The 23,902-nt window shown below is 69.6% G+C and carries 21 protein-coding genes; 8 read left to right on the plus strand and 13 right to left on the minus strand.

Features of this window, described 5'->3' with window-relative positions; genetic code table 11:
- Positions 1-485: 485 nt before the first annotated feature.
- The 5 genes from AB0B82_RS16045 (at position 486) to AB0B82_RS16065 (ending at position 4,932) form a co-directional block, all read left to right on the plus strand.
- Positions 486-692, plus strand: a complete 207-nt coding sequence (locus AB0B82_RS16045; protein WP_360167930.1) for a hypothetical protein — start codon at positions 486-488, stop codon at positions 690-692.
- A 4-nt stretch (positions 693-696) separates the two neighbouring features.
- Entirely contained in the window at positions 697-1,728 is a 1,032-nt protein-coding gene (locus tag AB0B82_RS16050) for a lysylphosphatidylglycerol synthase domain-containing protein (protein WP_360167933.1), read from the plus strand.
- Positions 1,729-1,804: 76 nt separating this feature from the next.
- Complete coding sequence (locus AB0B82_RS16055; RefSeq protein WP_360167936.1) at positions 1,805-2,644, plus strand: hypothetical protein; 840 nt, start codon at positions 1,805-1,807, stop codon at positions 2,642-2,644.
- A 45-nt stretch (positions 2,645-2,689) separates the two neighbouring features.
- Positions 2,690-3,790 (plus strand): hypothetical protein, encoded by a 1,101-nt coding sequence (locus tag AB0B82_RS16060; protein WP_360167939.1) that lies wholly within the window; start codon positions 2,690-2,692, stop codon positions 3,788-3,790.
- A 20-nt stretch (positions 3,791-3,810) separates the two neighbouring features.
- The gene (locus AB0B82_RS16065; protein WP_360167942.1) at positions 3,811-4,932 is read left to right on the plus strand and encodes a trypsin-like peptidase domain-containing protein; all 1,122 of its coding nucleotides are present in this window, start codon (positions 3,811-3,813) and stop codon (positions 4,930-4,932) included.
- Here AB0B82_RS16065 and glsA read toward each other — a convergent pair.
- The 9 genes from glsA to AB0B82_RS16110 all read right to left on the minus strand — a co-directional run bounded on the left by glsA (position 4,926) and on the right by AB0B82_RS16110 (position 14,553).
- Positions 4,926-5,924, minus strand: coding sequence for a glutaminase A (gene glsA, locus AB0B82_RS16070; protein ID WP_360167945.1), 999 nt, complete (start codon positions 5,922-5,924; stop codon positions 4,926-4,928). The two genes, AB0B82_RS16065 and glsA, sit on opposite strands and share 7 nt — an antisense overlap.
- Positions 5,925-7,721: an SLC13 family permease gene (locus AB0B82_RS16075; RefSeq protein WP_360167947.1), complete on the minus strand. Its 1,797-nt coding sequence runs from the start codon at positions 7,719-7,721 to the stop codon at positions 5,925-5,927. It abuts the gene before it with no gap.
- Positions 7,722-7,730: 9 nt separating this feature from the next.
- Positions 7,731-9,398, minus strand: a complete 1,668-nt coding sequence (locus AB0B82_RS16080) for an AbgT family transporter (protein ID WP_360167950.1) — start codon at positions 9,396-9,398, stop codon at positions 7,731-7,733.
- 10 nt (positions 9,399-9,408) lie between these two features.
- A complete protein-coding gene (locus tag AB0B82_RS16085; RefSeq protein WP_360167953.1) occupies positions 9,409-10,920 on the minus strand; it encodes a leucyl aminopeptidase in 1,512 nt (503 codons plus the stop codon).
- 25 nt (positions 10,921-10,945) lie between these two features.
- Positions 10,946-11,428 carry a DUF1269 domain-containing protein gene (locus AB0B82_RS16090; protein WP_360167956.1) on the minus strand — a complete coding sequence of 161 codons (483 nt, stop codon included), beginning with the start codon at positions 11,426-11,428 and terminating at the stop codon, positions 10,946-10,948.
- Positions 11,429-11,581: 153 nt separating this feature from the next.
- Positions 11,582-12,376, minus strand: coding sequence for a c-type cytochrome (locus AB0B82_RS16095; RefSeq protein ID WP_360168150.1), 795 nt, complete (start codon positions 12,374-12,376; stop codon positions 11,582-11,584).
- 35 nt (positions 12,377-12,411) lie between these two features.
- A complete protein-coding gene (locus AB0B82_RS16100) occupies positions 12,412-12,921 on the minus strand; it encodes a hypothetical protein (RefSeq protein WP_360167959.1) in 510 nt (169 codons plus the stop codon).
- Positions 12,918-14,186 carry an amidohydrolase family protein gene (locus AB0B82_RS16105; protein ID WP_360167962.1) on the minus strand — a complete coding sequence of 423 codons (1,269 nt, stop codon included), beginning with the start codon at positions 14,184-14,186 and terminating at the stop codon, positions 12,918-12,920. Before AB0B82_RS16105 ends, AB0B82_RS16100 begins: the two co-directional genes overlap by 4 nt.
- 94 nt (positions 14,187-14,280) lie before the next feature.
- Positions 14,281-14,553, minus strand: coding sequence for an alpha amylase C-terminal domain-containing protein (locus AB0B82_RS16110; protein WP_360167965.1), 273 nt, complete (start codon positions 14,551-14,553; stop codon positions 14,281-14,283).
- Positions 14,554-14,910: 357 nt separating this feature from the next.
- On the opposite strand from AB0B82_RS16110, the gene AB0B82_RS16115 reads away from it, so the two are divergent.
- Complete coding sequence (locus AB0B82_RS16115; RefSeq protein WP_360167968.1) at positions 14,911-18,204, plus strand: hypothetical protein; 3,294 nt, start codon at positions 14,911-14,913, stop codon at positions 18,202-18,204.
- Here the strand turns inward: AB0B82_RS16115 and AB0B82_RS16120 are convergent.
- Complete coding sequence (locus tag AB0B82_RS16120; protein ID WP_360167971.1) at positions 18,189-18,836, minus strand: DUF2461 family protein; 648 nt, start codon at positions 18,834-18,836, stop codon at positions 18,189-18,191. The genes AB0B82_RS16115 and AB0B82_RS16120 overlap by 16 nt on opposite strands.
- Positions 18,837-18,846: 10 nt before the next feature.
- A complete protein-coding gene (locus AB0B82_RS16125; RefSeq protein ID WP_360167974.1) occupies positions 18,847-21,264 on the minus strand; it encodes a LuxR C-terminal-related transcriptional regulator in 2,418 nt (805 codons plus the stop codon).
- An 806-nt stretch (positions 21,265-22,070) separates the two neighbouring features.
- On the opposite strand from AB0B82_RS16125, the gene AB0B82_RS16130 reads away from it, so the two are divergent.
- On the plus strand, positions 22,071-22,421 hold the full coding sequence (locus AB0B82_RS16130) for a DUF488 family protein (RefSeq protein ID WP_360167977.1): 351 nt from the start codon (positions 22,071-22,073) through the stop codon (positions 22,419-22,421).
- On the opposite strand, the gene AB0B82_RS16135 is transcribed toward AB0B82_RS16130, so the two are convergent.
- Both AB0B82_RS16135 and AB0B82_RS16140 read right to left on the minus strand, forming a co-directional pair.
- The gene (locus tag AB0B82_RS16135; RefSeq protein WP_360167980.1) at positions 22,408-22,794 is read right to left on the minus strand and encodes a hypothetical protein; all 387 of its coding nucleotides are present in this window, start codon (positions 22,792-22,794) and stop codon (positions 22,408-22,410) included. The two genes, AB0B82_RS16130 and AB0B82_RS16135, sit on opposite strands and share 14 nt — an antisense overlap.
- Complete coding sequence (locus tag AB0B82_RS16140) at positions 22,787-23,497, minus strand: DUF2249 domain-containing protein (RefSeq protein ID WP_360167983.1); 711 nt, start codon at positions 23,495-23,497, stop codon at positions 22,787-22,789. The genes AB0B82_RS16135 and AB0B82_RS16140 overlap by 8 nt, the downstream gene beginning before the upstream one ends.
- A 75-nt stretch (positions 23,498-23,572) precedes the next feature.
- On the opposite strand from AB0B82_RS16140, the gene fdxA reads away from it, so the two are divergent.
- A complete protein-coding gene (fdxA, locus tag AB0B82_RS16145) occupies positions 23,573-23,899 on the plus strand; it encodes a ferredoxin (RefSeq protein WP_360167986.1) in 327 nt (108 codons plus the stop codon).
- The last annotated feature ends 3 nt before the right edge of the window (positions 23,900-23,902 follow it).

Raw genomic sequence — 23,902 nt, forward strand, 5'->3', positions numbered from 1 at the left:
CCACCACCGACCGCAACAACTACAAGATCACCCACACCATCCACATCCACGACGGTTGACAACCACACCCCAGCCCTAACTGAGCGGCATTGGGGTTGCCCCCTCAGATTTTCAGTGGGCAACCCTCCAGTTCAGGGGATGCCCATCCAACTGGAGGGTTGTGCCCAACGGCCGCCGATACGCGGCGCACGGGGGTGCGCGGGCGGGAGCGAGCGAGAGTGGGCGCGGGCGAGGCTGCGGGCGAGGGCGGACGGGTACGGGTGCGCGGGCGTGTTGGTCGCGTAGAAGCGTGCGGCGGCGGGTGAAGCGTGCGGCCGAGCGCGGGGCCGGGCTGCGGCGGTGGCGGTGGCGGTGGAGGCTGCGGCGGTGGCGGGTGGGGCGTGGGGAGCTTGGGGTGGTGGGTGGGGGCGGTCCCCCGGGATGGGTGATGTTGTTCGGGGGTGGGGGTCGCAGAGTGCTGTCAGGACTCGGAAGAGGACAGTGCCATGGCTCATTACGTGATTCGGGTCAAGGGCGACCTGTCGCCTGAGCTGACCGGCGTGTTTCCGTCGCTGACTGCGGATCGGGAGCCCGCGCAGACGGTGTTGCACGGCGAACTGGAGGACCAGTCGGCGCTGGCGGGCGTCCTCAATCATCTGGACACGCTCGGGATCACCATTGTCGAGGTGGTCCAGGTTCCCCCGTCCAGTTGAGGCGGTGGTGCAGATCAGGTTCGCCGGCCGCCGCGGACGCCTCGCGCGACGGCTGGTTCGGCTGGTGCGGGTCGTGCTGGTCGTGGTGTGCGCGTGGCTGCTCCTGCGGCTGTTGCGCGGCGTCGACTGGAGTGAGGTCTGGTACTCGCTGACGCATCTCGCCGCCTGGCAGGTCGCCGTACTGCTGGCCGCAATGCTCGTACGGCGGTTCGTGCTGGCCAGCCCGCTCGCGATTCTCATCCCGGGCCTGCGCCCGCGGCAGGCGATGGTGAACGACGTCGCCGCGACCGCCGTGGCCACGATCGCCCCGTCGCCGGGTGACGTGCTGGTCCGGCTCGCCATGCTGCGCTCGTGGCAGATCGAGTCGACCCATGCGACGACCGGGCTGACTCTGAGCACCCTGCTGTACTACGTGGCGCGCCTGGCCGGGCCGGCCGTGGGATTCCTGCTGTTCTGGGCGAGCCGCACGTTCTACGCACCGTTCGCCTGGACGGCGCTGTTGTGCGGTGCAGCCTCAGCGGTCCTCCTGGGCGGTCTGTTGTACGCCCTGCGCGCCGAACGGACCGCAGCGATCATCGGCCGCCTCCTCGGCCGGATTCTCTCCAAGGTGCGTCCGTCGACCGCAGGCCCCGAGGTATGGCAGGAGCGACTGGTGACGTTCCAGGCGCACAGCGCGGCAACGCTCCGCAGGCACTGGGCACTCACCTCGGCGGCGCTGGGTGCAGTGCTCGCGGTCGAGGCCGGCGTACTCATCCTGTGCATGGCGTTCGCCGGCGTACCGCTCGGGGGCTCGAACCTGCTCCTGCTGCTGTGCGCGTTTCTGGTGGTGTATCCGCTCACCGGACTGCCGCTGATGGGGGCCGGCGTGATCGAGGCGACGTACGTGACGTTCGTGGTCGGCCACAGCACGCTCGAGGCGACGGCCCTGACCGCCGGGTTGATCGTGTGGCGCGTGGCTGTCCAGTTCGTCCCCGTCCTCATCGGCCTGCTGACACTGGGGGCCTGGCGACGCCTCCAGGTCACCCGTAGCGGGTGATCCGATGGCCAATCAACGGTGGTGCCGCGGCAACAGGAGGCGAGACATGCTGCCGATCCCGAACAGGAGGCCACACATGCGGTCGATCGTGAAGGCAGTCGGGGCACTGGGCGCGCTGGTCGCGCTGATCCCACAGAACACCGCTGTCGCCGCCGAGGATCCCGAGGCGGCCGCCCAGCAGTTGGCCGAGCGCTACTCCCCCGTGGTCCGGATGCAGCAGGAGGCTCCGCGCTGCGACGACGGCGAGCAGTTCCGGCCGACCGACGTCGAGGCCGTGCTGGGCAATCAGCAGGTCGCGCTGCGTGGTCCCTGGCGCCCGCCCGACCTCGTCAAAACGCAGCCGAAGGGCAACGATGTCGGACGTGGCTACCCGGGCCACGCCCTGGACTTTCCCGGCGATCCGCTGCGCCCCGGCTGTGACTACGCCGACTGGTCGAAGGAGATCAACCGCGAGCACCCGGCCACGGTGTACGCGCACGTGGCTGCCGATCCGAAGTTCCCGGACAAGCTCTCGCTGGAGTACTGGTTCTTCTACATCTTCAACGACTACAACAACACCCACGAAGGCGACTGGGAATCGATCCGGCTCGTCTTCGACGTCCCGACGCCGCAACAGGCACTCACCACGGACCCCGAGGCGGTCGGCTACAGCCAGCACGGCGGCGCCGAGCGGGCACGCTGGGGTGATACCAAGCTCGAACTCGCAGACGGCACGCATCCTGTGGTGTACCCAGCGGCGGGTTCGCACGCCAACAAGTTTGGCCAACGCCTGTACCTCGGCCGCGGCTCCGAAGGTCTCGGCTGTGACGACACGACGAGACCCGGTACGGCGTTGCGCCCGATTGTCCGCTACGTACCGATGCAGCAGGCCGACTACCTGAAGGAGTACCCGTGGCTGGCGTTCGAGGGCCGATGAGGTGAACGTCAGCGCTCGTTCTTCGACGGGCCGACCGGGCCGAACATGAAGGAGTCGTGGACGGCCCCCATCCAGGACGCCGAGGCGACCTGGCGCGACGACAGCACCACGGTCCCTGGCGGTGCTCTCCTCGGCCCGAGCAGTACCGGAGCCTTCTGTTCGGTGGTCGCGACCGGGTCCAACCTGGTCCGCGAAACCCTTGACCGCACATGGCTTCTCGGTTTGTTGCTCGCGGCACTCGTCGTCGCCGTCTGGCTGGCCGGGAGCCGGACGAAGTGGTCCGATGCCGACCCGCTCCCCGCCCGCCGGCGGCGTGCCTGGGGGCAGTCGGTGGTCTCCGCGATCCGGCTGTTCCGCCTGCGTCCGTTGCTGTTCGGAGCCTTCGCCCTCGCCTTCACCGTCCTCAGCCTGGTCATCGTGATCCTGGCCAGACTCCAGGTCGCCCGGCGCGACGCCCCGACGGACCTCGGCGCGCCGACCGAGGACGCGACCGGCTTCTGGGCCTCGCTGCTCGCGCTGGCCATCACGATCCTCACGATCACGACGTACGTCGCGCTGCTGGCCGCTGTGACGAGGATTCTCGATCAACTCGATCGCGGCGAACAGGTGACCGCCGCATCCACGGCGAGGGCGCTGCTGTCGAGGCGCGGGGCACTCGCCCGCGCGGTCACGCAGTACGCACTCGTCCTGCTCGTCCTGACGTTTTTCGTCGCGACCATCCCGTTGGCGGTGTACTACGCCGTCAGCCGGGCGTTCGTCGTCCAACTGGTCGTCGCGGAGCATTGCTCAGGGCGTGACGCGCTGCGTCGCAGCCGCCGCCTGGTCCAGGGTCGGTGGTGGCTTACCGCCGTACCGCTCGCGGTCATCGTCGGGCTCGGTCTGGCCGCCGGACCGATCGCCGGCATCGTGCTACTGCTCGCGACGGACTGGTCGCCGACGCTCATCAACGTGGTCTCGTCAGTGCTGTTCGCGCTGGCGATGCCGATCGCCGCCGCGGCGGTCGCTTACCTCTACTTCGATCGGGCAGCAGAATCAGCAGCAGACAGCTCCCGGTCACCCGGATCAGGTGAGATGCCCGCCGCCCGGCACACCTATTCTCGGAACGACGGGAGCGCCGACCAGGAGGTCCCGCCGCTGCGCTCCTGAGCGGACCGAGGAGGCCGACAATGGCCCAGGCAGACAGCGGAGCACCGGCACCGCCGCCCTGGCGAACCCGCCTGGCGCGGGCCACCCACAGCCTGCCGGTCGCGGCCGTCGCCGGCGTGCTGGCCGGAGCGCTCGTCACCGCGCTGATCTTCCTCGCCGTACGGCGCGACTCCACGGCCGGTGCGGTGACGCGCGCGGGGGCCGCCGATCCGGGTACGGCGATGTGTGCGGCCGTCCCGATCGCGGACAAGGTGCTGCCGTCGATCGTCACGATCTCCGCCCGCCGCGGGCCTCAGGCGGGAACCGGCTCGGGGCAGATCTTCCGCGACGGCGGGTACATCCTCACCAACGACCACGTCATCTCCCCCGGTGCGAACGGCGGCGCGGTCACGGTCCGGTACAGCGACGGCCACACCTCCGCCGCGACGATCGTCGGGCGGGATCCGAGCACCGACCTCGCCGTCCTGAAAGCCGCCGACGAGGCGAAGAACTTCCCCGTGATCGGCTTCGGCTCGTCCGCGGCGCTGAAGGTCGGCCAGCCGGTGGTCGCCTTGGGTGCGCCACTCGGCCTGTACAGCACGGTCACCAGCGGAATCGTCAGCGCCCTCGACCGCTACGTCCCGGTCCCCGGCGACAGCGTGACCCACCATCTGATCGGGGCGATCCAGACCGACGCCTCGATCAACCCGGGCAACAGCGGCGGCGCACTCGTCGACTGCTCCGGGCAACTGGTCGGCGTGAACGCGGCGATCGCGACCGTGCCGGACGAGGCCGGTGTAGGCGGCGGAGGGAGCGTCGGGCTCGGCTTCGCAATCCCTGTCGACCTGGCGAAACCGATCGCCGATCAGCTCATCGCCACCGGCAAACCCGGCCATCCGACCACTGGGCTCCAGGTCCAGGAAATCACCGACCCGGCAGGTACGCCGGGGTTGTTCGTGCTCGGCGTCGACGCGGGCGGACCGGCCGTGCAGGCGGGACTCCGGGCCGGCGACGTCATCACGAAGATCGACGGCGAACCGGCCGTCAGCAGCGAACAGATCGTCGTGGCGACGCTGACCCGCAAGCCCGGGGACACGATCGAGCTGACCTACGTGCGCGCCGGCGCGACCGCGACCACCACGCTGAAACTCGCCGCTCAGTAGGCGGGCGCAACGGGCCGGGACGCCAGCAAGTCCAGGCCGAGGCTGCTCGCCAGGAACCGCGCGGCCAGCTGACCCGTGACACTGTTGCCGGCCGCATCGAGCCGCGGACCGAACGTCCCCAGCGCACCCTTGCCCGGTGACACGGTCACGATGCCACCGCCGATCCCGCTCTTGCCGGGCACGCCGACGTCGAGCAGCCAGTCGCCCGAGGTCTCGTACAGACCGGCGATCGTCATCACTGCCAACGTCACCCGCGCGACATCCGGTGCGACGACGCGCTGCTGCGTGACCGGACAGACTCCGCCGTCCGCGAGGGTCGCGCCCATCACCGCGAGGTCTTTGGCGGTGACGCTCAAACAGCTCTGCCGCGTGTAGAGCTCGACCGCCTCGCCCGGATCACCCGCGAGTGCACCGACACTCGTCAGGAGGGCGGCGAGCGCGCGGTTGCGATGATTCGTCGCCAGCGCCGAGGAGAGGACGTCGGTGTCGAGCTCGAGCCGGCGGCCCGCGAACGCGGACAGGCCGTCGAGAACGAACTGCCACCGGCGCTCCACCGACCTGCCCGGGACGAGGCTGGTCGTCGCGATCGCGCCCGGGTTCACCATCGGGTTGGTCCGTCCCTGCGGCGACTGCTCGACCGCCAGGACCGAGTTGAACGGCAGCCCGGTCGCGTTCACCCCGACGAGCTCCCGGACCGTGTCGACACCGACCGCCTGTGCCACCAGGGCGAACACGAACGGCTTGGCGACACTCATGATCGTGAACGGCCGCCGCGAGTCACCGGCCTCGAAGCACCGCCCGTCACTCGCCTCGACGCAGAGACCGAAAGCACCCGGGTCGGCGCGCGCCAGCGCCGGATAGACCTCCGACACCGCACCGTCCTCGACGTCGTGGAACCGCTCGTACGCCGTCCGCACCAGCCGATCGATCGTGTCCGTGCCGGGCAGGCCGCCTGTCGAGACGTACCGGTCGAGCATTCCGGAACCGGACATCTAGAACGGCCAGACCAGTGGGATGATCAGCAACGCCATCAGCAGCCACCACGCCATCACGACCAGGCCGAGCCGCCAGTAGTCGCCGAAGCGATAGCCCGCCGGGCTCATGATCATCATGTTCGCCGGGGTGGAGATCGGCGTCAGCAGCGCGGCGGCGCCGGCGACCGCGATCAGCATCAGCACCGGCTTGACCGACGTACCGGTGCCTTGCGCGGCCGCGACCGCGATCGGGGTCACGATCAGGACGGTCGCGGTGTTGCTCACCATCTGGCCGAGCGCCGCGGTCAGCACGAACAGGGCCAGCAGCAACAGGTACGGGCGTCCCGGACCGACCGCGTCGATGACCAGGTCGGCGATCCGGTCGGCGGCCCCGCTGCTCTGGATCGCCTTGGACAACGGGATCAGCGCGCCGATCAGCACGATGATCTGCCAGGAGATCGCGCGGTACGCCTGCCGCGGGCCGACCACCTTGGTCAGCACCATCGCGGTCGCGGCCAGCAGCCCCGCCATCGCCGGCGGGATCAGTCCGGTCGCCAGCAGCACGACCATCGCGCCAAGGATCGCGACCGCGATCGAGGCCTTGGATCCCCACGGGATCGCCTGCCGCCGGATCATCTCGGGTGAGTCGACCAGCAGCACGTCCCGATCCCGGGTCAGCTCGTCCAGGGCCTCCCACGGGCCGTGCACGAGGATCGCGTCGCCCTCGGCGAGCTGTGTGGGCTGGTTGCCGCGGTCCTTGCCCATCCGCTGGACGGCGACGATCAGCAGGTCGCGGCTGCGCAGCATGCCCGGGAACACGGTTTCACCGACCATCGACGACCGCGGCGGGATCACCGCCTCGACGACACCGGTGTCGCGGTTCATCCACCCGTTCGCGGGCACCGGCGCCGCACTCACGGCCAGCGCCGCGTCCCTGGTCAGGCCGCGGACCTGATCGCCCGGCCCGACCACCACGAGCACGTCACCGACATCGATGGACGCATCGGTCCGCGCCCGCCCCTGTTCGTCCTGCAGGCCCACGATCGTCACTTCGGGATAGTCGGCGAGGTCGACCTCCTGCACCGTGCGGCCCAGCAACGGCGAGCCGTCAGATACGCGCAACCGGTAGAACCGGTCGGTCACGACGTAGTGGCTGCCCAGGGTTTCCGCGTGGACGGCGAGATCCGCCGCCGGATGCGCGGGGCGAGCAGCCGGCAGCAACCGCGGGCCGAGCAGCGCCGAGATCGCGATCGTACCGATCACGAGCGGGATCCCGACGGCGGCGAACGAGAAGAACGCGAAGCCGGTGGCGCCCGCGTCCTGCGCCGCCTCGGACACGATGATGTTGACCGGCGTACCGGTCAGCATCAGCAGCGAACCCGCGCTGCCGGCGAAGGTCAGCGGCATCAGCATCCGCGACGGCAGTTCACCGATCCGGGCGGCCAGAATGACGACCAGCGGCAGCAGCGCGGCGACCGCGCCGTTCAGCGTGATCAAGGCGGTCAGGACCGCGCACAGCAGGCAGATCGCGACCACCACCCGGATCCGCGTGGTCCCGGCGTGCCGCACGATCATCTGACCGGCCCACGCGGTCACGCCGGTGGCATCGATCCCTTCGCTGACGACGAACAGCGCAGCGATGAAGATGACCACCGGATCGCCGAACCCGGCGAACACCTCGGGGAACCCGACGACACCGGTGGCCCACAGCGCAAGCGCCGTCAGCACGGCCACGACCTCGACCGGCAGGCGGTTCCATACGAACACCGCGACGGTGAGCCCGAGAATGATCAGGCTCAGGGTGCCGTCGTCCATCGCCGCCACCTAGCCGCTGTGCACCGGGGCGTCCGGCCCCCACGGTATCCCGATCACGTACCAGAGCACGTAGAACAGCGTCCACGTGACCAGCACGATCGCGGTGTACGGCAGCATCATCGAGACCACCGTGCCCAACCCCGCCTTCTTCCGGTACCGCTGGGAGACCAGCACGATGAACGGCAGGTACACCATCAGCGGCGTGATCACGTTGGCCGGCCCGTCCCCGACCCGGTACGCCGCGACCACGGTCTGCGGTGCGATCCCGAGCCGGTAGAACAACGGGACGAAGATCGGCGCCAGGATCGCCCACTTCGGGATCACGCCCGGCATGATCAGGTCGATCACGAAGACCAGCAGGATGAACCCGATCAGCAGCGGCAGCGCACCGATGTCGGCCCGCTCGAGCAGGTCGGCCAGCCCGGTGGCGGCCAGCGTGGACATGTTCGTGTAGTTGAAGTACGCGATGAACTGCGCGATCAGCAGCATCAGGAAGATCAGCCCGCCGAGCCCGTTGAACGTCTTCACGATCGCGTTGATCACGTTCGTACTGCCGGTCAGCGACTTCGCGCCGCGCCCGTAGCCGAGGCCTGCGGCCAGGAACAGCATCGAGATGATGAACAGCAGGCTGCTCATGAACGGCGAGTTACCGAAGATCTCGCCGGTCTCCGGGTTCCGCAGCGGCGCGCCCGGGATGAACGTCAGCGCCGACACGATCGCGATCGCGACCAGCAGGTAGTACACCGACCAGCGCAGCCCGCGGGACTCCAGCGCCATTTCCTCCTCGGTCGGCTGATGGTCGGCCGGGGCGTCGGTCGGCGCCTCGCTCGGGTCGTACGCGCCGAGCCGCGGCTCCAGCAGCCGCTCCGTGATCAGCGTCATCACCACCGCGCAGAACAGCGTCGAAGCGATCGCGAAGTAGAAGTTGTGCGTGACGTTCAGCTCGACGTCCGGAGCGACCAGCCCGATCGTCTCGTTGGTGACCTCGGTGATGATGCCGTCGGCCGGCGTGATCAGGATGTTGACGAAGAACGACGCACTGACCCCGGCGTACGCCGCTGCGATGCCGGCCAGCGGATGCCGCCCGAGGGACGCGAAGGCGGCCGCACCCAACGGGATCAGCACCAGGTACCCGGCGTCCGAGGCGACGCTCGAGATGCCGCCTAGCAGCACGATGATGAACGTGATCAACGCCTTCGGCGCGACCTTCACCATCTTCCGGATCAGGGCGGCGATCAGCCCCGCTTCCTCGGCGACGCCGACGCCGATCATCGCCACCAGGATGACCGCGACGACGCCGAAGTCGTTGAAGTTCTGCACCACAGTGGTGAACATGAACCGGACGCCGTCTCCGGTCAGCAGGCTCTCGGCGGTGATCGTCTCGGTCTCGAGCTCGTAGTTCGGGATCGGCGGCGGCGCCGGCGCGTCGTTGCCCGGCACGCTGGTGCCCTGCGGGTACTCCGGCGCGACCTCGACGGTCTCCGGCTCGGCGACCTCGGTGGTGACGCTGGCGCCGGTCCACGCCAGGATCTGGGACAGTACGACGACCAGCAGGATCAGCCCGAGGAAGATCAGCGCCGGGTGCGGGACCTTGTTGCCGACCCGCTCGATCCCGTCGAGCATGCGCTGCATCGCGCCCTTCTTGGCGGGCTTGTCCTCGACCGATTTCGCGTTCATGGCCACGCCTTCACCGTCGGTTCGCGGAAGGTTGGAAGCGCAGCGCGAACTCGATCAGCAGCCGAGTGCCGAACCCGGTCGCGCCGCGGTTGCGCCAGGTCCGCGCCGCCGGGAGTTGCGCCGTACCGGCGATGTCGACGTGCGCCCAGGGCCGGCCGTCGACGAACTCCTCGAGGAACAGCGCCGCGGTGATGGAGCCCGCGTTCACGCCGCCCATGTTGGTCATGTCGGCGATCGGCGAGTCGAGCTGCGTGCGGTACGGACGATGCAGCGGAAGCTCCCACACGGGCTCGTCGACGTTCTCGCCGGCGCGCCGCAGCTGCTCGATCACGTCCTTGTCGTTGCCCATCAGCCCGGCGATCTCGACGCCGAACGTGCGTAGGCACGCGCCGGTCAGCGTAGCGATGTCGACGATTGCGTCGACGGGTTCTTCCGTGGCCAGGGCGAGGGCATCCGCCATCACCAACCGTCCCTCGGCGTCGGTGTTCAGCACCTCGACGGTCTTGCCGTTGCGCATCCTCAGTACGTCGCCGAGCTTCATCGCCGACCCGGACGGCATGTTGTCGGTGCACATCATGTAGCCGGTCACCGCCGTACGGCAGCCGAGCGCCTGCAGGGCCGTCATCGATGCCAGTACGGCGGCCGCGCCGGTCATGTCGTTCTTCATCTGGGCGTGGGACTCGTCGCTCGGCTTCAAGCTGATGCCGCCCGAGTCGTACATGACACCCTTGCCGACCAGGGTGATCCGCCCGGTCGGGTCGGCCGGCTCGTACCGGAGCCGGATCATCCGCGGCGGCTCCACGCTGCCGCGGTTGACGCCGAGGATCCCGCCGCAGCCCAGCTCGATCAGCTGGTCCTTGTCGAAGACCTCGACCTGCAGGCCCGTAGCAGGTCCGACTTCTTGCGCCACCTCGGCGATCCGGACCGCGGAGAGTGTGGTGGCCGGGCAGTTCGCCAGGTCGCGCCCGAGGCTGCACGCCGCGGCCACGACGCGGCCGCGCTCGACGCCGGCCGCGGCCTCCTCGGCCTGGTCGTCGCCGGCGACCACGAGCAGCGACTCGAGGGTGGGCTGGTCGGAGCCGCGCCCGACGAAGTACCGCCACCGAGCCAGCAGGACGCCTTCGGTGACGGCTTGCGCGAAGTCGGCGACCGGCATCGCCGAGTCACCGGACGGCACCTCGACGGCGAGCTTCTTGTGCCACGGCACGGCCCGGGCGAACTCGGCCGCCAGGTCCCGGACCAGCGTGCCGTCCAGGCGGTCCGCCGTACCGATGCCGACGGCAACACGGACCGGGCCGTCCGTCGTGGGCCGGACCAAGGTCTGGCCGCGCTCGGCGGTGAAGCCTGCCGCCGCGAGCCCGGCGGCATCGATGCCGAGCTCCGCGGCGGGCTCCTCCCCGGCCGCGACCGGAACCGCGAGCGCGTCCGCCTCGGACACGGCCTGCTTCAGACTGCCGACGGCGACCGTCGGCCGGCGGCGCGTCGAAGGAATCGGATCGAAATCGTCGAGCGTCGTGTTCACGAGACCTCCTCGGCCGGCTCCAGGGTCAGCTCTGCAGGGCTGCGACGAGTTCTTCCTCGCGGTCCTTGGTCAGGTTCGTCTGGATCACCGTCGGGCCGAGCGGCTTGAGCGCGTCGACCACGCGGTCCACCGTGGCTGACCGGGCCAGCAGGAACACCGCGGCGTGGTCCTCCTGCAACTCGCGTCCGACGTCCTTGATCAGTTGGTCGTCGATGCCGATGTCGGTGAGCTTGCCCGCGACGGCACCGCTGGCCGCGCCGACAGCCATACCGGCGAGCGGATTCAGGAACAGCAGTCCGAGCAGCGTGCCCCAGAGCGCACCGCTCGCGGCCCCGGCGCCGGTCAGGTTCATCGTCTGCTGGATGCGCACCTTGCCCTTGCTGTCCTTGTAGGCGATCGCCGCGTCTTCGCGCTGCAGCAGTTGCTGCTTCGCCAGGTCGTCGGTCACCTGGAGCACGCGTTCGGCGTCGTCACGGCTGTTCACGCCGAGCACCACGAGATGCGTCATGTCTGATTCCTCCCTGGGGTGGCGCGACCTACAGGCCGCCGAGCGTCTCATTCCACCAATCCGTCGGGCGGCGAAGATCCTCCGCTCAGGGTGAGCGTCCGCGGGCGGTGGCAGGCGGACGACGGTCGGTCACATCGGCCGGTCGCGGCGTCCTCACCCTTTACGGGTGATCCGTGGCACCTTGGCGCCGATCCAGACCGCGATGACGACCAGCGCCCCGATGCCGATCAGCCAGCCCCACAGGCCCTCGGACACGGGCCCGAGCCGGCCGAGCGGGAAGCCGCCGGGGTCCTTCTGCTCCTGCAGGGTCGCGATGTACGCGATGATCGCGCGCTTGTCCTCGGGCAGCAGGACGGCGTCCGAGAACACCGGCATCTGCTGCGGGCCGGTCAGCATCGCCTGGTACATGTTCCGCGGCGTCGTGTGCATCAGCGACGGTGCATAGCGGCCGTCCGGCAGCGCACCGCCCCGGCCGGCGAAGTTGTGGCAGGCCGTGCAGTTGGTCCGGAACAGTTCGCCGCCGCGGGCGATCTCCTCCTGCGGCACCGCGCTGACGTCGTACGACTCCGACGGAGGGATGGCGGGGCCGGGCGCGAGCGAGGCGACGTACGCCGCGAGCGCCGCGATCTCGTCCTCGGTGTAGACCGGCGGCTTCTGCGGGATCTGCGCGCCAGGCTGCTGGGCCGGCATCCGGCCCGTGCTGACCTGGAAGTCGACCGCCGCCGCGCCGACACCGATGAGCGACGGCCCGGCCTGCCGCCCCTCGCCGTCCGTGCTGCCCTCGGCGAACAGGCCGTGACAGCTCGAGCAGCCGACCGCGAACAACCGGCGCCCTTCCTCGATCTGCTGCGACTGCGGTCCGTCCGCTCCGGCCGCGCCGTTCGGCACCAGCGCCGAATATGCCAGGCCGACCGTCACCAGCGCCGCTCCGAGCGCCAGCGCCTTCATCGGCCCGCGCCGGTGCAGCGGCCGCTTCCCGGTACTCATTTCTTGTCGCGCTTGGCTTGCCGCCTGGCACCGAGCGCCCGGGTCGAGGCGTCCTTCTTCAGCCCACCGGTCGTCTTCGTCGCGCGCGGCGGCGGGTCGGTCGTCGCGGTGGTCCGCCGTACCAGCTTGTCTGCTGTGGCCTTCCGGTCCGGGACGGCCTTGGCCGCCTTCGCCGCCGCGATGCGCTCGGTGCGGAGCTCGATCGCGGCCCGCCGGGCGGCAGTGGCGACCTCCCTGCTGACCCGCGCCAGCGCATCCTCGAAGAGCTCGGCCTTGTCCCGGTCGCGCTGGTTCCGGGCGTACGCCATGCCGCGACCGCCGGCCGTCGCGACCGACATACTCGCCCCGCGGCGGTAGTTCTTCAGGTACTTGGTGCGGGCGCGCCGGATCCGCTGGTGCAGCTCCAGCAGCTCGTCCTCGTTCAGCGTCTTCAGGGCATCGCGCTCGGTTTCGGCGACGAGTAGACGCTCGGCGTCGGTCAACGAGTTCATCAAGGCCTGATTCACTGCGTGCCTCCCTCGGCGACGACGACTCCTTGTTTCATCACGACGGCGAACGCGGTGTCCGGCGTGGCCAGCAGCTGGATGTCGTCCAGCGGATCGCCGTTCACCAGGATCAGGTCGGCCAGCGCGCCCTCCTCGACCACGCCGAGCACGCCCGGGTACGGATTGCGCGGGCCGGACAGCGCCAGCAACTCCGCGTTGGTGACGGTCGCCATCGCGAGGACCTCGGCGGGCTCGAACCATTTCGTCAGCTTTGCGAGCTGTTTGCCCTGTTTGACGGCCAGCGCCGGCTCGAACAGGGTGTCCGTACCCCAGGCCAGGCGTACCTCGTGTTTGCGCGCGAGTTCGTACGCCGTCTCGGTGCCGCGCACCATCTGCTCGTACTTCGACTGACTGTGCGGCGGTACCGGAATCGCGTCCTCGTCGTCCAGGAACGGTTGCAGCGACCACCAGATGCCGTGCTCCGCCATCATCGCGGCGGTCTCGTCGTCGAGCAGCTGGCCGTGTTCGATGCATTTGACGCCCGCGTGGATCGCCTGCTGGACAGCGCGCGGTGTGTACGCGTGCACCATCACGTACGTTCCCCAGTTCTCCGCCGCGTCGACCGCGGCGTGCAGCTCGGCCTCGGTGTACTGCGTGACGTCGAGCGGGTCGTACGCCGACGCGACCCCGCCACCGGCCATCAGCTTCAACTGCGACGCGCCGAGCATCAGCTGCTCCCGCGCCGCCTCGAACACCGCGTCCACGCCGTCCGCGATCCGCACCGCGCCGACCAGCTCCGCATGACTCAGGTGACCCATGCGGCCGCGCGGGACCTCGTGCCGGATCCGGAAGTCGCCGTGACCGCCGGTCTGGGAGATCATCGCGCCGGACGGGAAGATCCGCGGACCCGGTACGAGTCCGCCGTCGATCGCCTGCTTCAGCCCGAACGACGGCCCGCCGACGTCGCGGACGGTGGTGAAACCGCGCCGTACCGTCTCACCGGCCGCCGTCGCGGCGAGGATGTGCAGGTAGCCGATATCGCCCATCATCGCCAGCGCCAACGGGGCGGCCGCGAACATCGAATGCCAATGCGCGTCGATCAGCCCCGGGATCAGCGTCTTTCCGGCACCGTCGATCGCGCGCGCGTCGTCCGGGACGTCACCCGCCGCGCCGATGCTCTCGATGACGCCGTCGCGCACCACGACCTGCGTCGGTTCGCCCGTTCGTCCGTTTCGAACGTCCACGACCCGTACGTCCCTGAACACGACCGATCCGCTCGTCGCCACGCTGCCACCTCCGCTCCTCTCGACCGTAGAGCGGCAGAGCGTCCCAGCACTCCCCCGTTATGGAGGATGAAACCCGGCTCCGGGTGGTACGGGGCTACGAGACGCGAGCGGCGGTGTGCAGAGCGAGGGTGTCCGTGGCTCCGATGTCAACGCGGAACCAGCCGGACGCGTCGACCGTGTACGTCGGGCCGGTGCACTGCCCCGCCGCGTAGTCGCCGTGGATCACGTCGCAGTGCACCCCGGCCGGAAGATCGGTCTGGAACGACCGCCCGGTCAGCGCGACGCTCTCGTCGTTGAGTACGACGTACCCCTCGGCGCCGCGTCCGAACGCGATCGCGTCGTTGCCGTTGTCCCACCAGCGCGTCACCCCGGTGCCGCGGGTACAGGTACGCCGGTCGCGACAGCCGGGCCTTGATCGCGGCGATGTCCGCGGCCGGCAGATGCTTCGAGGCGTCCAGCCGGAACCCGTCGACACCGATCGCGAGCACATCGTCCAGGTACGCCGCGATCCGGCCGCGCACGTAGTACACCTGGACACCCGCTGCCGTACGGCGACGTCCACCGACGTGCTCATGATCCGGCCGCCGGGTCGTACTTCGGGCACAGCGGCGATGCTAGCTGTGGACGGCCGTGCGCGCCAGGACGTATCACCCGCCGGGTCCGGACCTCCTATGAGTGAGGGGATCAGTTCCCGAGTGCGCCGCTGAACAAGGGTGGTGGGCAGATGGCGAAGTTCCTGGATCCGCCGGCCGACGGTCTCGACGAGACCACCGACGTCTCGTTCGACTATTGGCGCCGGGTGCTCTGGCTCGTGCTGGGTGTCGGCCTGTTCTTCGCCGCTCTGCCGGCCATCGGCGGCCGGGACGGCTTGCTGCCGCAATGGCTCGGGATCACGATCCTGCTGCTCGCTGCGGTGCTCAGTGCGGCGGTTCTGCTGGCACGCGCGCATCTGCAGAGGCGTCAGATCCCGACGTGGGCCGATCGGCTCCTGCACCGCCTGGAGAAGGTGCCGCATTGGCTTCCGCTGCTGCGGTGGACCGCGTTCGCCGCCGGCCTGATTGCCGCCGCGCACTTCGGCGACGCGGCCAGTCTGAAGGGGCAGAACACGACGATCGTCGACATCGAACTGGCCTCCACCAGCCAGGCCTGGCGCGAGTGCGCCTGCGACGAAGCCTTCACCAGGGCTGTCCAGCAGGACTTCTGGTTCATCGCGTCGTACGTTCTGCTGCTCAGCCTGCTCGCGTTGTGGGCCGGTGCGTACTACCGGCTGCCGGCTCTCCGGCGGGCGCGCGTCCCGGTGGCCGTCGCAGTCGTCGTCGCCGGCGGGCTCGACGTCGCCGAGAACATCCTGATGCTCACCGCGGGGGCCTCCGACGGGCCGTGGCGGTTCGTGGCGATCTGCGCCTGGGCGAAATTCGCCATCCTGCTCGTGGCCGTCCTGTACGTCGTCGCCGGGGCGTTCGCGTGGTGGTCGACGCCGCGCTGGATCCGGCTCGCCTCCTGGGCGCTGCCGGAGTACGCACGCAGGGCCGCCGACACCACCGCCGAAGCCGAGCCTTCGCAGGAGGTCACGCAGGAGGCCGCGGGCACCATGACCAAGCGCGGCACGCCGCCCCCGCCGGCGCAGACGAAGTACGGCATCGCGCTGTCCGGCGGCGGTATCCGAGCATCGTCGATCAGCCTCGGCGCGCTCCAGGCACTGGACGACGGGCCACTCGGATGGTCCGGGGCGCGCGCGGTCACGGCCGTGTCCGGCGGATCGAACCTGGCCGCCGGCTGGAGCATCTCACGGTCCGCCTACGACACCGCCGACGGCGGGAATCCGAACCGGGTCCCGCCCGCCGCGCTCGATCCGTTCCCGTGGGCGGGGCTGGACGACGGCACGCTCACTCCGGAGGAGCGGCATCTCCTCGACAACCTCGGCTACCTCGCCTCGAACGAGCCGCGCGGCTCGCACACGGACCCGGCCGCCACGAACGCGGTCCGGACGGGCGAGCAGAACGGCGACGGGGCGTCGTACCGGCCAGCGGTGTTCGCGACGGTCATTGCCGGGCTGACCGTCAACGTGCTCGTGCTGCTGAGCATCCTCTGGGCGATCACCCGTCCGGTCGGCTGGGCGCTGCGCGGGTTCACCGGGCGGGACGGTCAGCTGCCGAAAGGCTCGATGCATGACCTCGTCCAGCAGCATTCGCTCGCACTGCCCGGCATCGTCTTTCTCGTTGTCGGGTTCGTCGTACTGCTGATCTGGGTGCTCGTCGGCCGGGTGCTCATCGGCCCTGCTCAACAGCATGAATGGGCGCGAGTGACACTGCGAACGCTGAAGCGGGCAGCCTACGCCGCCGTCGCTATCGGGGTGCTTCTCGCGCTGACGATCTGGGGATTCGTCGAGCTGGTCGGCGCAGTGGCCTATCTGTCGCTCGCCACGTTGGCGGCCACGGCCGCCGCGAGCGCCGGTCTGGTGGGCTCGATCGTCCGCATCCTGCGCAAACCGGCCACTCGCTTCGCGCCCAAGCTCGGCGGGTTCGCGTTCATCGTGGTCGTGCTCGGCCTGGCTGCGTTGGCGACCTGGACGGCGGCCGAGCAGGGCGTCAGCTGGTCCCGGGACGATCTGGTCAGTTGGCAGTCCGGCTGGAACTGGATCCTCGCCTTGGTGGTGGTGATTGTCGCGCTCCTCGGCCCGAGTCCGGAGAGCTGGGCGTTGGCTCCGTTCTACCGCGGGAAGTTGCGGTCGGCCTACGCCACCTATCGCCTCGAGGACCAACGGCACGTCCATCCGTACGAGAACGACAACGTCGCCGGCACGGACTGGACGCAGCGCGAACCCGGACTGTTCGCATTCAACCAGGCCTCCGATGCCCGGACGCCGCTGGTGGTGTGTACAACCTGCACCGTGGCCTCGCGGGCAGTCCGATCGCATTACGGCACGCCCGCGCTGAGCGTGACGTTCGACCCAGCACGGACCACCTTGCACCTGCCGCAGGACGGACGCGGCAACATCCTCGAGTTCGCCGCGTCGACACGGATTCTCGACCGGCTCGGCAAGCGCCTGCACAAGCGGATCACCACGATGATGGCGGTCGCGATCTCGAGTGCGGCGGTCTCGCCGGCGATGGGCAGGTTCCAGATCGGGCCGACCAGCACGCTACTGACGTTCTTCAACATCCGGCTCGGTGTGTGGATCGCCAACCCGCGGTTCATCGCCCAACTGGAAGCGGCCAACCTGCAGGACCGACCGGACCTCAGCTATGCCCGCACCGGCCTCGGCTATCTGTTCAAGGAGTTCTTCGGTGTCCACGACCTCGACGATCCCTACCTCTACCTGACCGACGGCGGCCACTGGGAGAACACCGGCCTGGTCGAACTGCTCCGGATCTCCGAGATCACCGAGATCGTCTGCGTGGACGCCGACTCCGGCCCGGGTGACGCGACCAGTTCGCTCGGCAAGGCCATCGCGATCGCCCCGAGCGAGTGCGACATCCGGATCGACATCAGCCTCGATCCCCTGCGCGCCGCCCCGAGCGGTTCGCGCGTCCCGGCGTACTCGCCGCGCACGGTGAACATCGGCTTCTTCACCAAAGGCGCGGGCACCTTCACCCAGACGACCTCGGTCGGCATCCTCTGGTACGCCAAGCCCGGGCTCGCCCGGCAGATGCCCGCGGGCTTGCTCGCCTTCCACGAGCGCTACCCGAGCTACCCCAGGGAGTCGACCCTCAACCAGTTCTTCGACACCGCGAGCTTCGTTGCCTACCGCAACCTCGGCCGCTACAACGCCGGCGAGATCCTGCTGGCCCGCAACGCGCTCCAGGAGACGCTCGACACGCTCCTGACGATCGTCCCGCCAGCGGACGTCGACGCCACGTTGACGGCGCTGGCGGGCGATCCGGAAGCGCACTGGGTCGTCGTCGAACTCGCCCGCGCCGCGCACAGCGCCGTACCATCCGACGCCGTCGACGCGAACGCATTGATCCGGGCGTACTGCTGCGCGGTCAGCAACTCACTCGTTCAAACGCTGCCTTGATGCGCCGTTGCGACGTTCTTGACCAGCCACTGCGTCAGCGGGCGTAACTGGGTGAAGGTTCGGAGGACCCGGTCCGCGGCGGCCCCGGTGTGAATCCAGTCGTCGCAGCCGAGGTGTCGTGAGGCGATCAGCGATCGGTGCCGCAGCAGCTCTGCTCGCGGATGGTCGGGCGGGTGTCCGCGCAGCGGTCGCTTCAGCAGGTCGCCCGAGATCTCGAAGCCTTCGCGCTCGAGCTTCCGCAGTACGGCGACCAACCGGCGGCCAGTACCGTCGTCCGCGACCGCGGCGCGGTACCGCTCGATCTGCTCGGGCGGCGCGTACCACCACGCGACGCGGACCTCCAGCCCGTCGAGATCGAACCCCACCGCGAGCTCGACGTTCCGCGCCATCCGGACGATCGCCGACTGCCGCTGCCACGCCGCCAGCAAGACCTCGCCGTATCGCCAGACCGCGAAATCCTCGTACGCCGGATCCGCGTCGGCGACCGTGTTCAGCAGGTCGACCATCGGCTGCCGCACGAGCTCTTCCCGGTCCTTCCGGCACTCCCGCCGGACCTGCTCCGAAGGCTCACCCTCCAGCCGCAGCAGTACGTCGAACGCACCGCGCGGCCACCCCTCGAAAGCCCCAGTCACACCGGCCACCCTATCGAGCGCGCGCGTCACCTCCGCGGTCCAGCCGGAGGCGCCCGGCGACGGCGGCTGCCTGGACCCTGCTCCGGACCCCCAACTTGCCGAGGATGTGGGTCACGTGGACGCTCGCGGTCTTCGGGCTCATGTACAGCGCGCGGCCGATCTCGCGGTTGGTGAGGCCGGCGGCCAGCAACGCCAGGACCTGCTGCTCGCGCTCGGTCAACGCCTTCGGACCTGCCGGGGCTCTGCTGTGTTCCGCGTGGGCGTTGTCCGGGCGTTCGGCATCGATTCGGCCGAGGCGTGCGACGCGATCGATCTCGTGCAGCAGCGGGCCGGCACGCAGCCGCTGCGCGAGCCGGCACGCCGCGACGAGTTGCTGGGCCGCCGAGCGGCGGGCCATCACGCCGCGGCGGCTCGCGAGGATCGCCTCGGCCGCGCGAAACCGTGCGCGCGCCTCGTCGTACGGCCGCCCGAGCGCGAACCACTCGTGGGCCGCGCGCAACCACGGCCGCGGGTCGAAGGAACCCCGAGCCCGCGCTCGCTCGCCGTCGATCACCGCAGCCACGGCGGCGCGCGTCCGGCCGGTCGGTGGGCCGCCGAGATCGGACACCAGCTGTTCGAGGCCGTCGGGTGCGTTCGCCGCGGCGGCCGCTTCGAGACCGGCGAGCAGCAGCCCGACCTCCACGTCTTCGTCGTCGGTGGCCCGCGCGGTCCCGGCAACCGACAGCGCGAGGTCCAGTGCCTCCTGCGCGCGGCCGGTCTGCACCAGGAGCCGCGCCCGCGCCTCGCCGTACGGGCCGACGAACTGCGGCTGGTCGCGCTCGCTCAACGATGCGGCCTGCTGCAGCAAGTGTTCCGCTGTCGCGACATCGCCGCGGGCGAGGTGGACGGGGACCACCATCACCTGGAAGAAGCCGAGCTCGGACAGCTCGGACGGCTCCGACGGCTCACCCAGCCATGCGACAGCCTCGTCCCATCGGCCGGATTCGTAGAGCGCCTGGACGACGTTGCCGTCCATGATGTCCTCCAGCCAGTGCCGGCCGAGCATCAACCGCCGTACCCGCGAACCGACGAAACTCGCCACCCGCGCGGCGCGGTCCGGATTGCCCAGCCGCAGGTACAGATCCGTGAGCCCGACCCCGGCCATCGCAAGATCCTCCGGCTCGGCCACCGCGTGGGCGATCACCAACGCCCGCTGGTGATGATCGACGGCCTCCGCGACCTGTCCTCGCAGGTTCGCCCGAACGCCGAGCAGGAAGTGCGCCTTGCCGACGGTTCGGATGTCTGCGTACCGGGCACCGAGCTCGAGCGCGGTCCGCGCCGGCACCTCGGCCTCGTCCCAGCGTGAACAGGTCCCGAGCGCCATCGCCTCACTGGCACAGATCCTGGCCAACGTCACCGGGTCGTCGGCGGGGACCAGGCGATGAGCGAGTTCGATGTCACTCAAAGCCTGGGCGGTGTCTCCTACCGCGGTGCCGAGCCAGCCGCGCGTCAAGGCCGCGGCCAGGACCTGGTCTGGGGTCTCCGACAGTGTGGTCAGGTCGCCTCGCAGCAGCTCCATCGCCCTGGTGGTCTCACCGACGGAGGCCAGGTGGGTCGCGGCGGAGACGAGCAGCGACAGGCGCTCCGGGATGTCTGCTTGCGTCCCAGCTTGGGTTTCGGGAGCCCATAACGAAGCGGCGACCGCATACCAGTGACCGGCCTCGGCGATGGCATATCCCCGCTCAGCCACGCGCGCCGCCCGTACCGACCAAACCAGCGCCTGCTCGGTGTCTTCAGCCCGCCGGTACTGCTCCGCGATCTCCGCGATCTCCGCCGCCGTCGGCCGCTCCGGCAGCACGGCGGCCAGATTTGCCGCCAGCCTGCCGTGCACCTGTCGGCGGTTCTGCGCGAGCAACGTTTCGTACGCCACCTCGGCCAGCACCGGGTGTCGCGCGAACGCCCCGTGCTTGGGCTCGCGCACCATCACGCCGACCTCGCACGCCTCCCGTACGGCGTCCTCGTCACCGCCGGCCGCCGCCACCGCGGCCTGGTAGCTGTCCACCAGTACGGCGATCGCCTCGCCCACGGCCCGCAGTACGGACTGCGCCGAGGCACGAACTGTGTCGCGATCGCGGTAGGGCACGACATCGGGGAGATCGCGCCACATCCTCGAGGCGGCGGACAGGTACAGGTCGACGACGCGGCCGACGGGGATACCTTGCTCGGCGGCGCGTCGGCCGAGTTCGCGGACGATGGCGATCTCGTGTTCCTTGGGCCGCCGGCCCGAGATCGCGGCATCAGCGAGCAGCGACAGATACTCGACCAGCAACTCCAGCGGTGCCTCGGCGGATCCACCGGCCGCCGCCTGCGCGATCGCCGTCAACCACGCCTCGTCGGCCGCATTCGCACCACCGGACCCCGGCCATTCCACTCGCCTGGAGCCGCCCATCCCAAACCCCTTACGCCCGGCGTGGCCTCAGTACAGCACCCGCACCAACCGCCGACCATAAGCCCCCTCACAACCGCCCACCTCGACAGCGCGTGGCCAGTAGTCGGGGGCGTGAACACCACGCGGACCCAGGCAACAGGAAATAACCCACGCCCACGCCCCGCTTCCTGTCCACACCCCCGGCAACTGGCCCACCGCTACGTGGCATGCGGTGGCCGGGCCGCGGCCGACGGGTCCGCGGTGAGCCAGGACTACGGGTCCCCGGTGAGCCGGACTACGCAAGACCAGCCAGTTGCCGGGGGTATGAACACCAAACCGACCCACGGAACACGAAATAACCCATCCCCAGGCCCCAGTTCCTGTCCACACCCCCGGCAACTGGCCCAGCTGTACGTGCGTTGGTCGGGGGTGGGCGCGGGCGGCGGAGGGTGCGGGTGTCCGGGCCGGGCGCCTCCGCCGTCTGCGCGGGTGTCGCGGGGCCGAGATGTCCGCCCGCACTTGCGCAAGTGCTGTCTCGGCGCCGCCCGGTTCGCCGTTGTCCGTACGGCGGATCGGGATCTGCCCGTCTCCCGGTGCAGGAGGCGTGCTCGACACGTTCCACGATGACGCGACGAGGTCCGAAACGGTACGGGCCTCGTCGGCGATGTCGAACCCAGTGAATTGCCGGGAGTCGGCAACGACATTCCGCGGAGAGATACTTGTGCAGACCAGCCGCTGGCATCGCAAGTGGGCAACGGCACGCGGCGTCGTAGCATCCGTGGAGGACGTGATCACATGCAGCGCAGCTCATCCGTCGGGGGTACGGCGTGATTCGGGTACGCCGCAGCTACGACGACCCGTCCGCCGACGACGGCGTACGGGTGCTGGTCGATCGGGTCTGGCCGCGTGGCCTCCGGAAGGACGCGGCCGCGATCGACGAGTGGAACAGGGATGTCGCGCCGTCCACCGAGCTCCGCAAGTGGTACGGACATGCGCCGGAGCGGTACGCCGAGTTCGAGGCCCGGTACCGCGAGGAGCTCAACGAGGCCATCGCACAAGCCGCACTCAACCACCTCCGCGCGTTGGCCGAGCGCGACAACCTGACCTTGCTGACGGCAACCAAGGATGTGGAGCACAGTCAGGCGGCAGTCCTGGCCAAGCTGCTCAACGAAGCCTGATCGACCGCGCCTTGATCTGCAGCCCGGGCCGTCTGCGATGAACGGTCAGGTACGACAGACCGTCACCACCGGCCGTGACGCTCCGCGTCGAGCCGTGCGGCAGCCAGACGATGTTGCCGGCGGCAAACTCCTGCGATCCATCGGGCGTGCCAATGATTCCGCTGCCGTCCACTACGACCAGGAGTACGTCGAGATCGAGCTCGGTGTGGGTCTCCACCCGCTGCCCGGCCGGTAGGTGGACCAGATTGGCGTCGAGCTGCCGCCCCGGTTCGGCGAGCCTCCATCGAGCGCCGGACGGTACTCGCGGATCGGCGATCAACTCGTTCAGATCCGCCAGCACGCGCACCTGAGCCGCTGTTTGCTCCTCAGTCATCGGCAGCCGGCCGCCCGATGCGTACACGCCACTCGTCGGGCCCGGTCTGCAGATACGCCCAGCTGAACTCACCCGCATGCATCGTCTCGAACTCCCGCCGCAACGGCTTCGGATCATGGCTGTGCACCAGCACGAAGGATTCTCCCGGCGCCAGCCTCTCAAATGTCGCAAACACCCGTGGATGACGCCCACCCCGAGCGATCCGCCGTACGTCGACAAGGCCCGGATCAACTGTCAGCTCACGCGCGCCGTTCATGCCCTGCGGGGACGGATCTTCTGCGTTGGCGAGCGCCGATGCGACGGGAGGGTGCTCGAGGGCCGGTAGCAGCACCGACTCCTCGATGCGGAGTTGTAGATCCAGGCAGGCGGCAAGTGCCGCGCCGAGGCGACCCAGATCGCCGGGGTCGTCAGTAGCCAACTGGTCGATCTGGGTGTTCAACGTGACGGCCCCGATCCGTAGCGCTTCGGCGAGCAGCCGGGTCCTGTCGTTCGCGGCGGCGGGCGTGTGCAACGTCCGGTCGGCGGTGATCAGATACTCGCGGAGCTCCCGATCACAGAACTCCACCAGCGCCGACTCGTCCGGCCGGCTTGCCAGTTCGGCCAGGCGTTGGCGTAGCCGGTCGTGAGTCGCGCGGAGCTCCTGCCGAGCGATCACCTCCGGATCCGACCCGACCTCTTGGATGAAGATCTCCGTGGTCGCCATACCGCCCCCTTCGCACTGTTTCGTCTATTTATTACATGTGCTATTTGTAGTAAATACAAGAGCTGAGGAGGCGTTGTGACGTACGTGATCGCGTTGCCGTGTGTCGACGTCAAGGACCGTGCTTGCGTCGACGAGTGCCCGGTCGACTGCATCTACGAAGGCGGCCGGTCGCTCTACATTCATCCGGACGAGTGCATCGACTGCGGTGCGTGCGAACCGGTCTGCCCGGTCGAGGCGATCTTCTACGAGGACGATCTGCCTGAGGAGTGGCAGGAGTACCAAGGCGCGAACGCCGACTTCTTCGAAACGCTCGGCTCGCCCGGCGGGGCGTTCAAGGTCGGCGCGCTGCCGCACGATCCGCCGCTGATTGCCGCCTTACCGCCGCAGGAGCAGGCAAGCTGATTC

Source organism: Kribbella sp. NPDC048915 (assembly GCF_040649595.1).
Lineage (GTDB): Bacteria > Actinomycetota > Actinomycetes > Propionibacteriales > Kribbellaceae > Kribbella.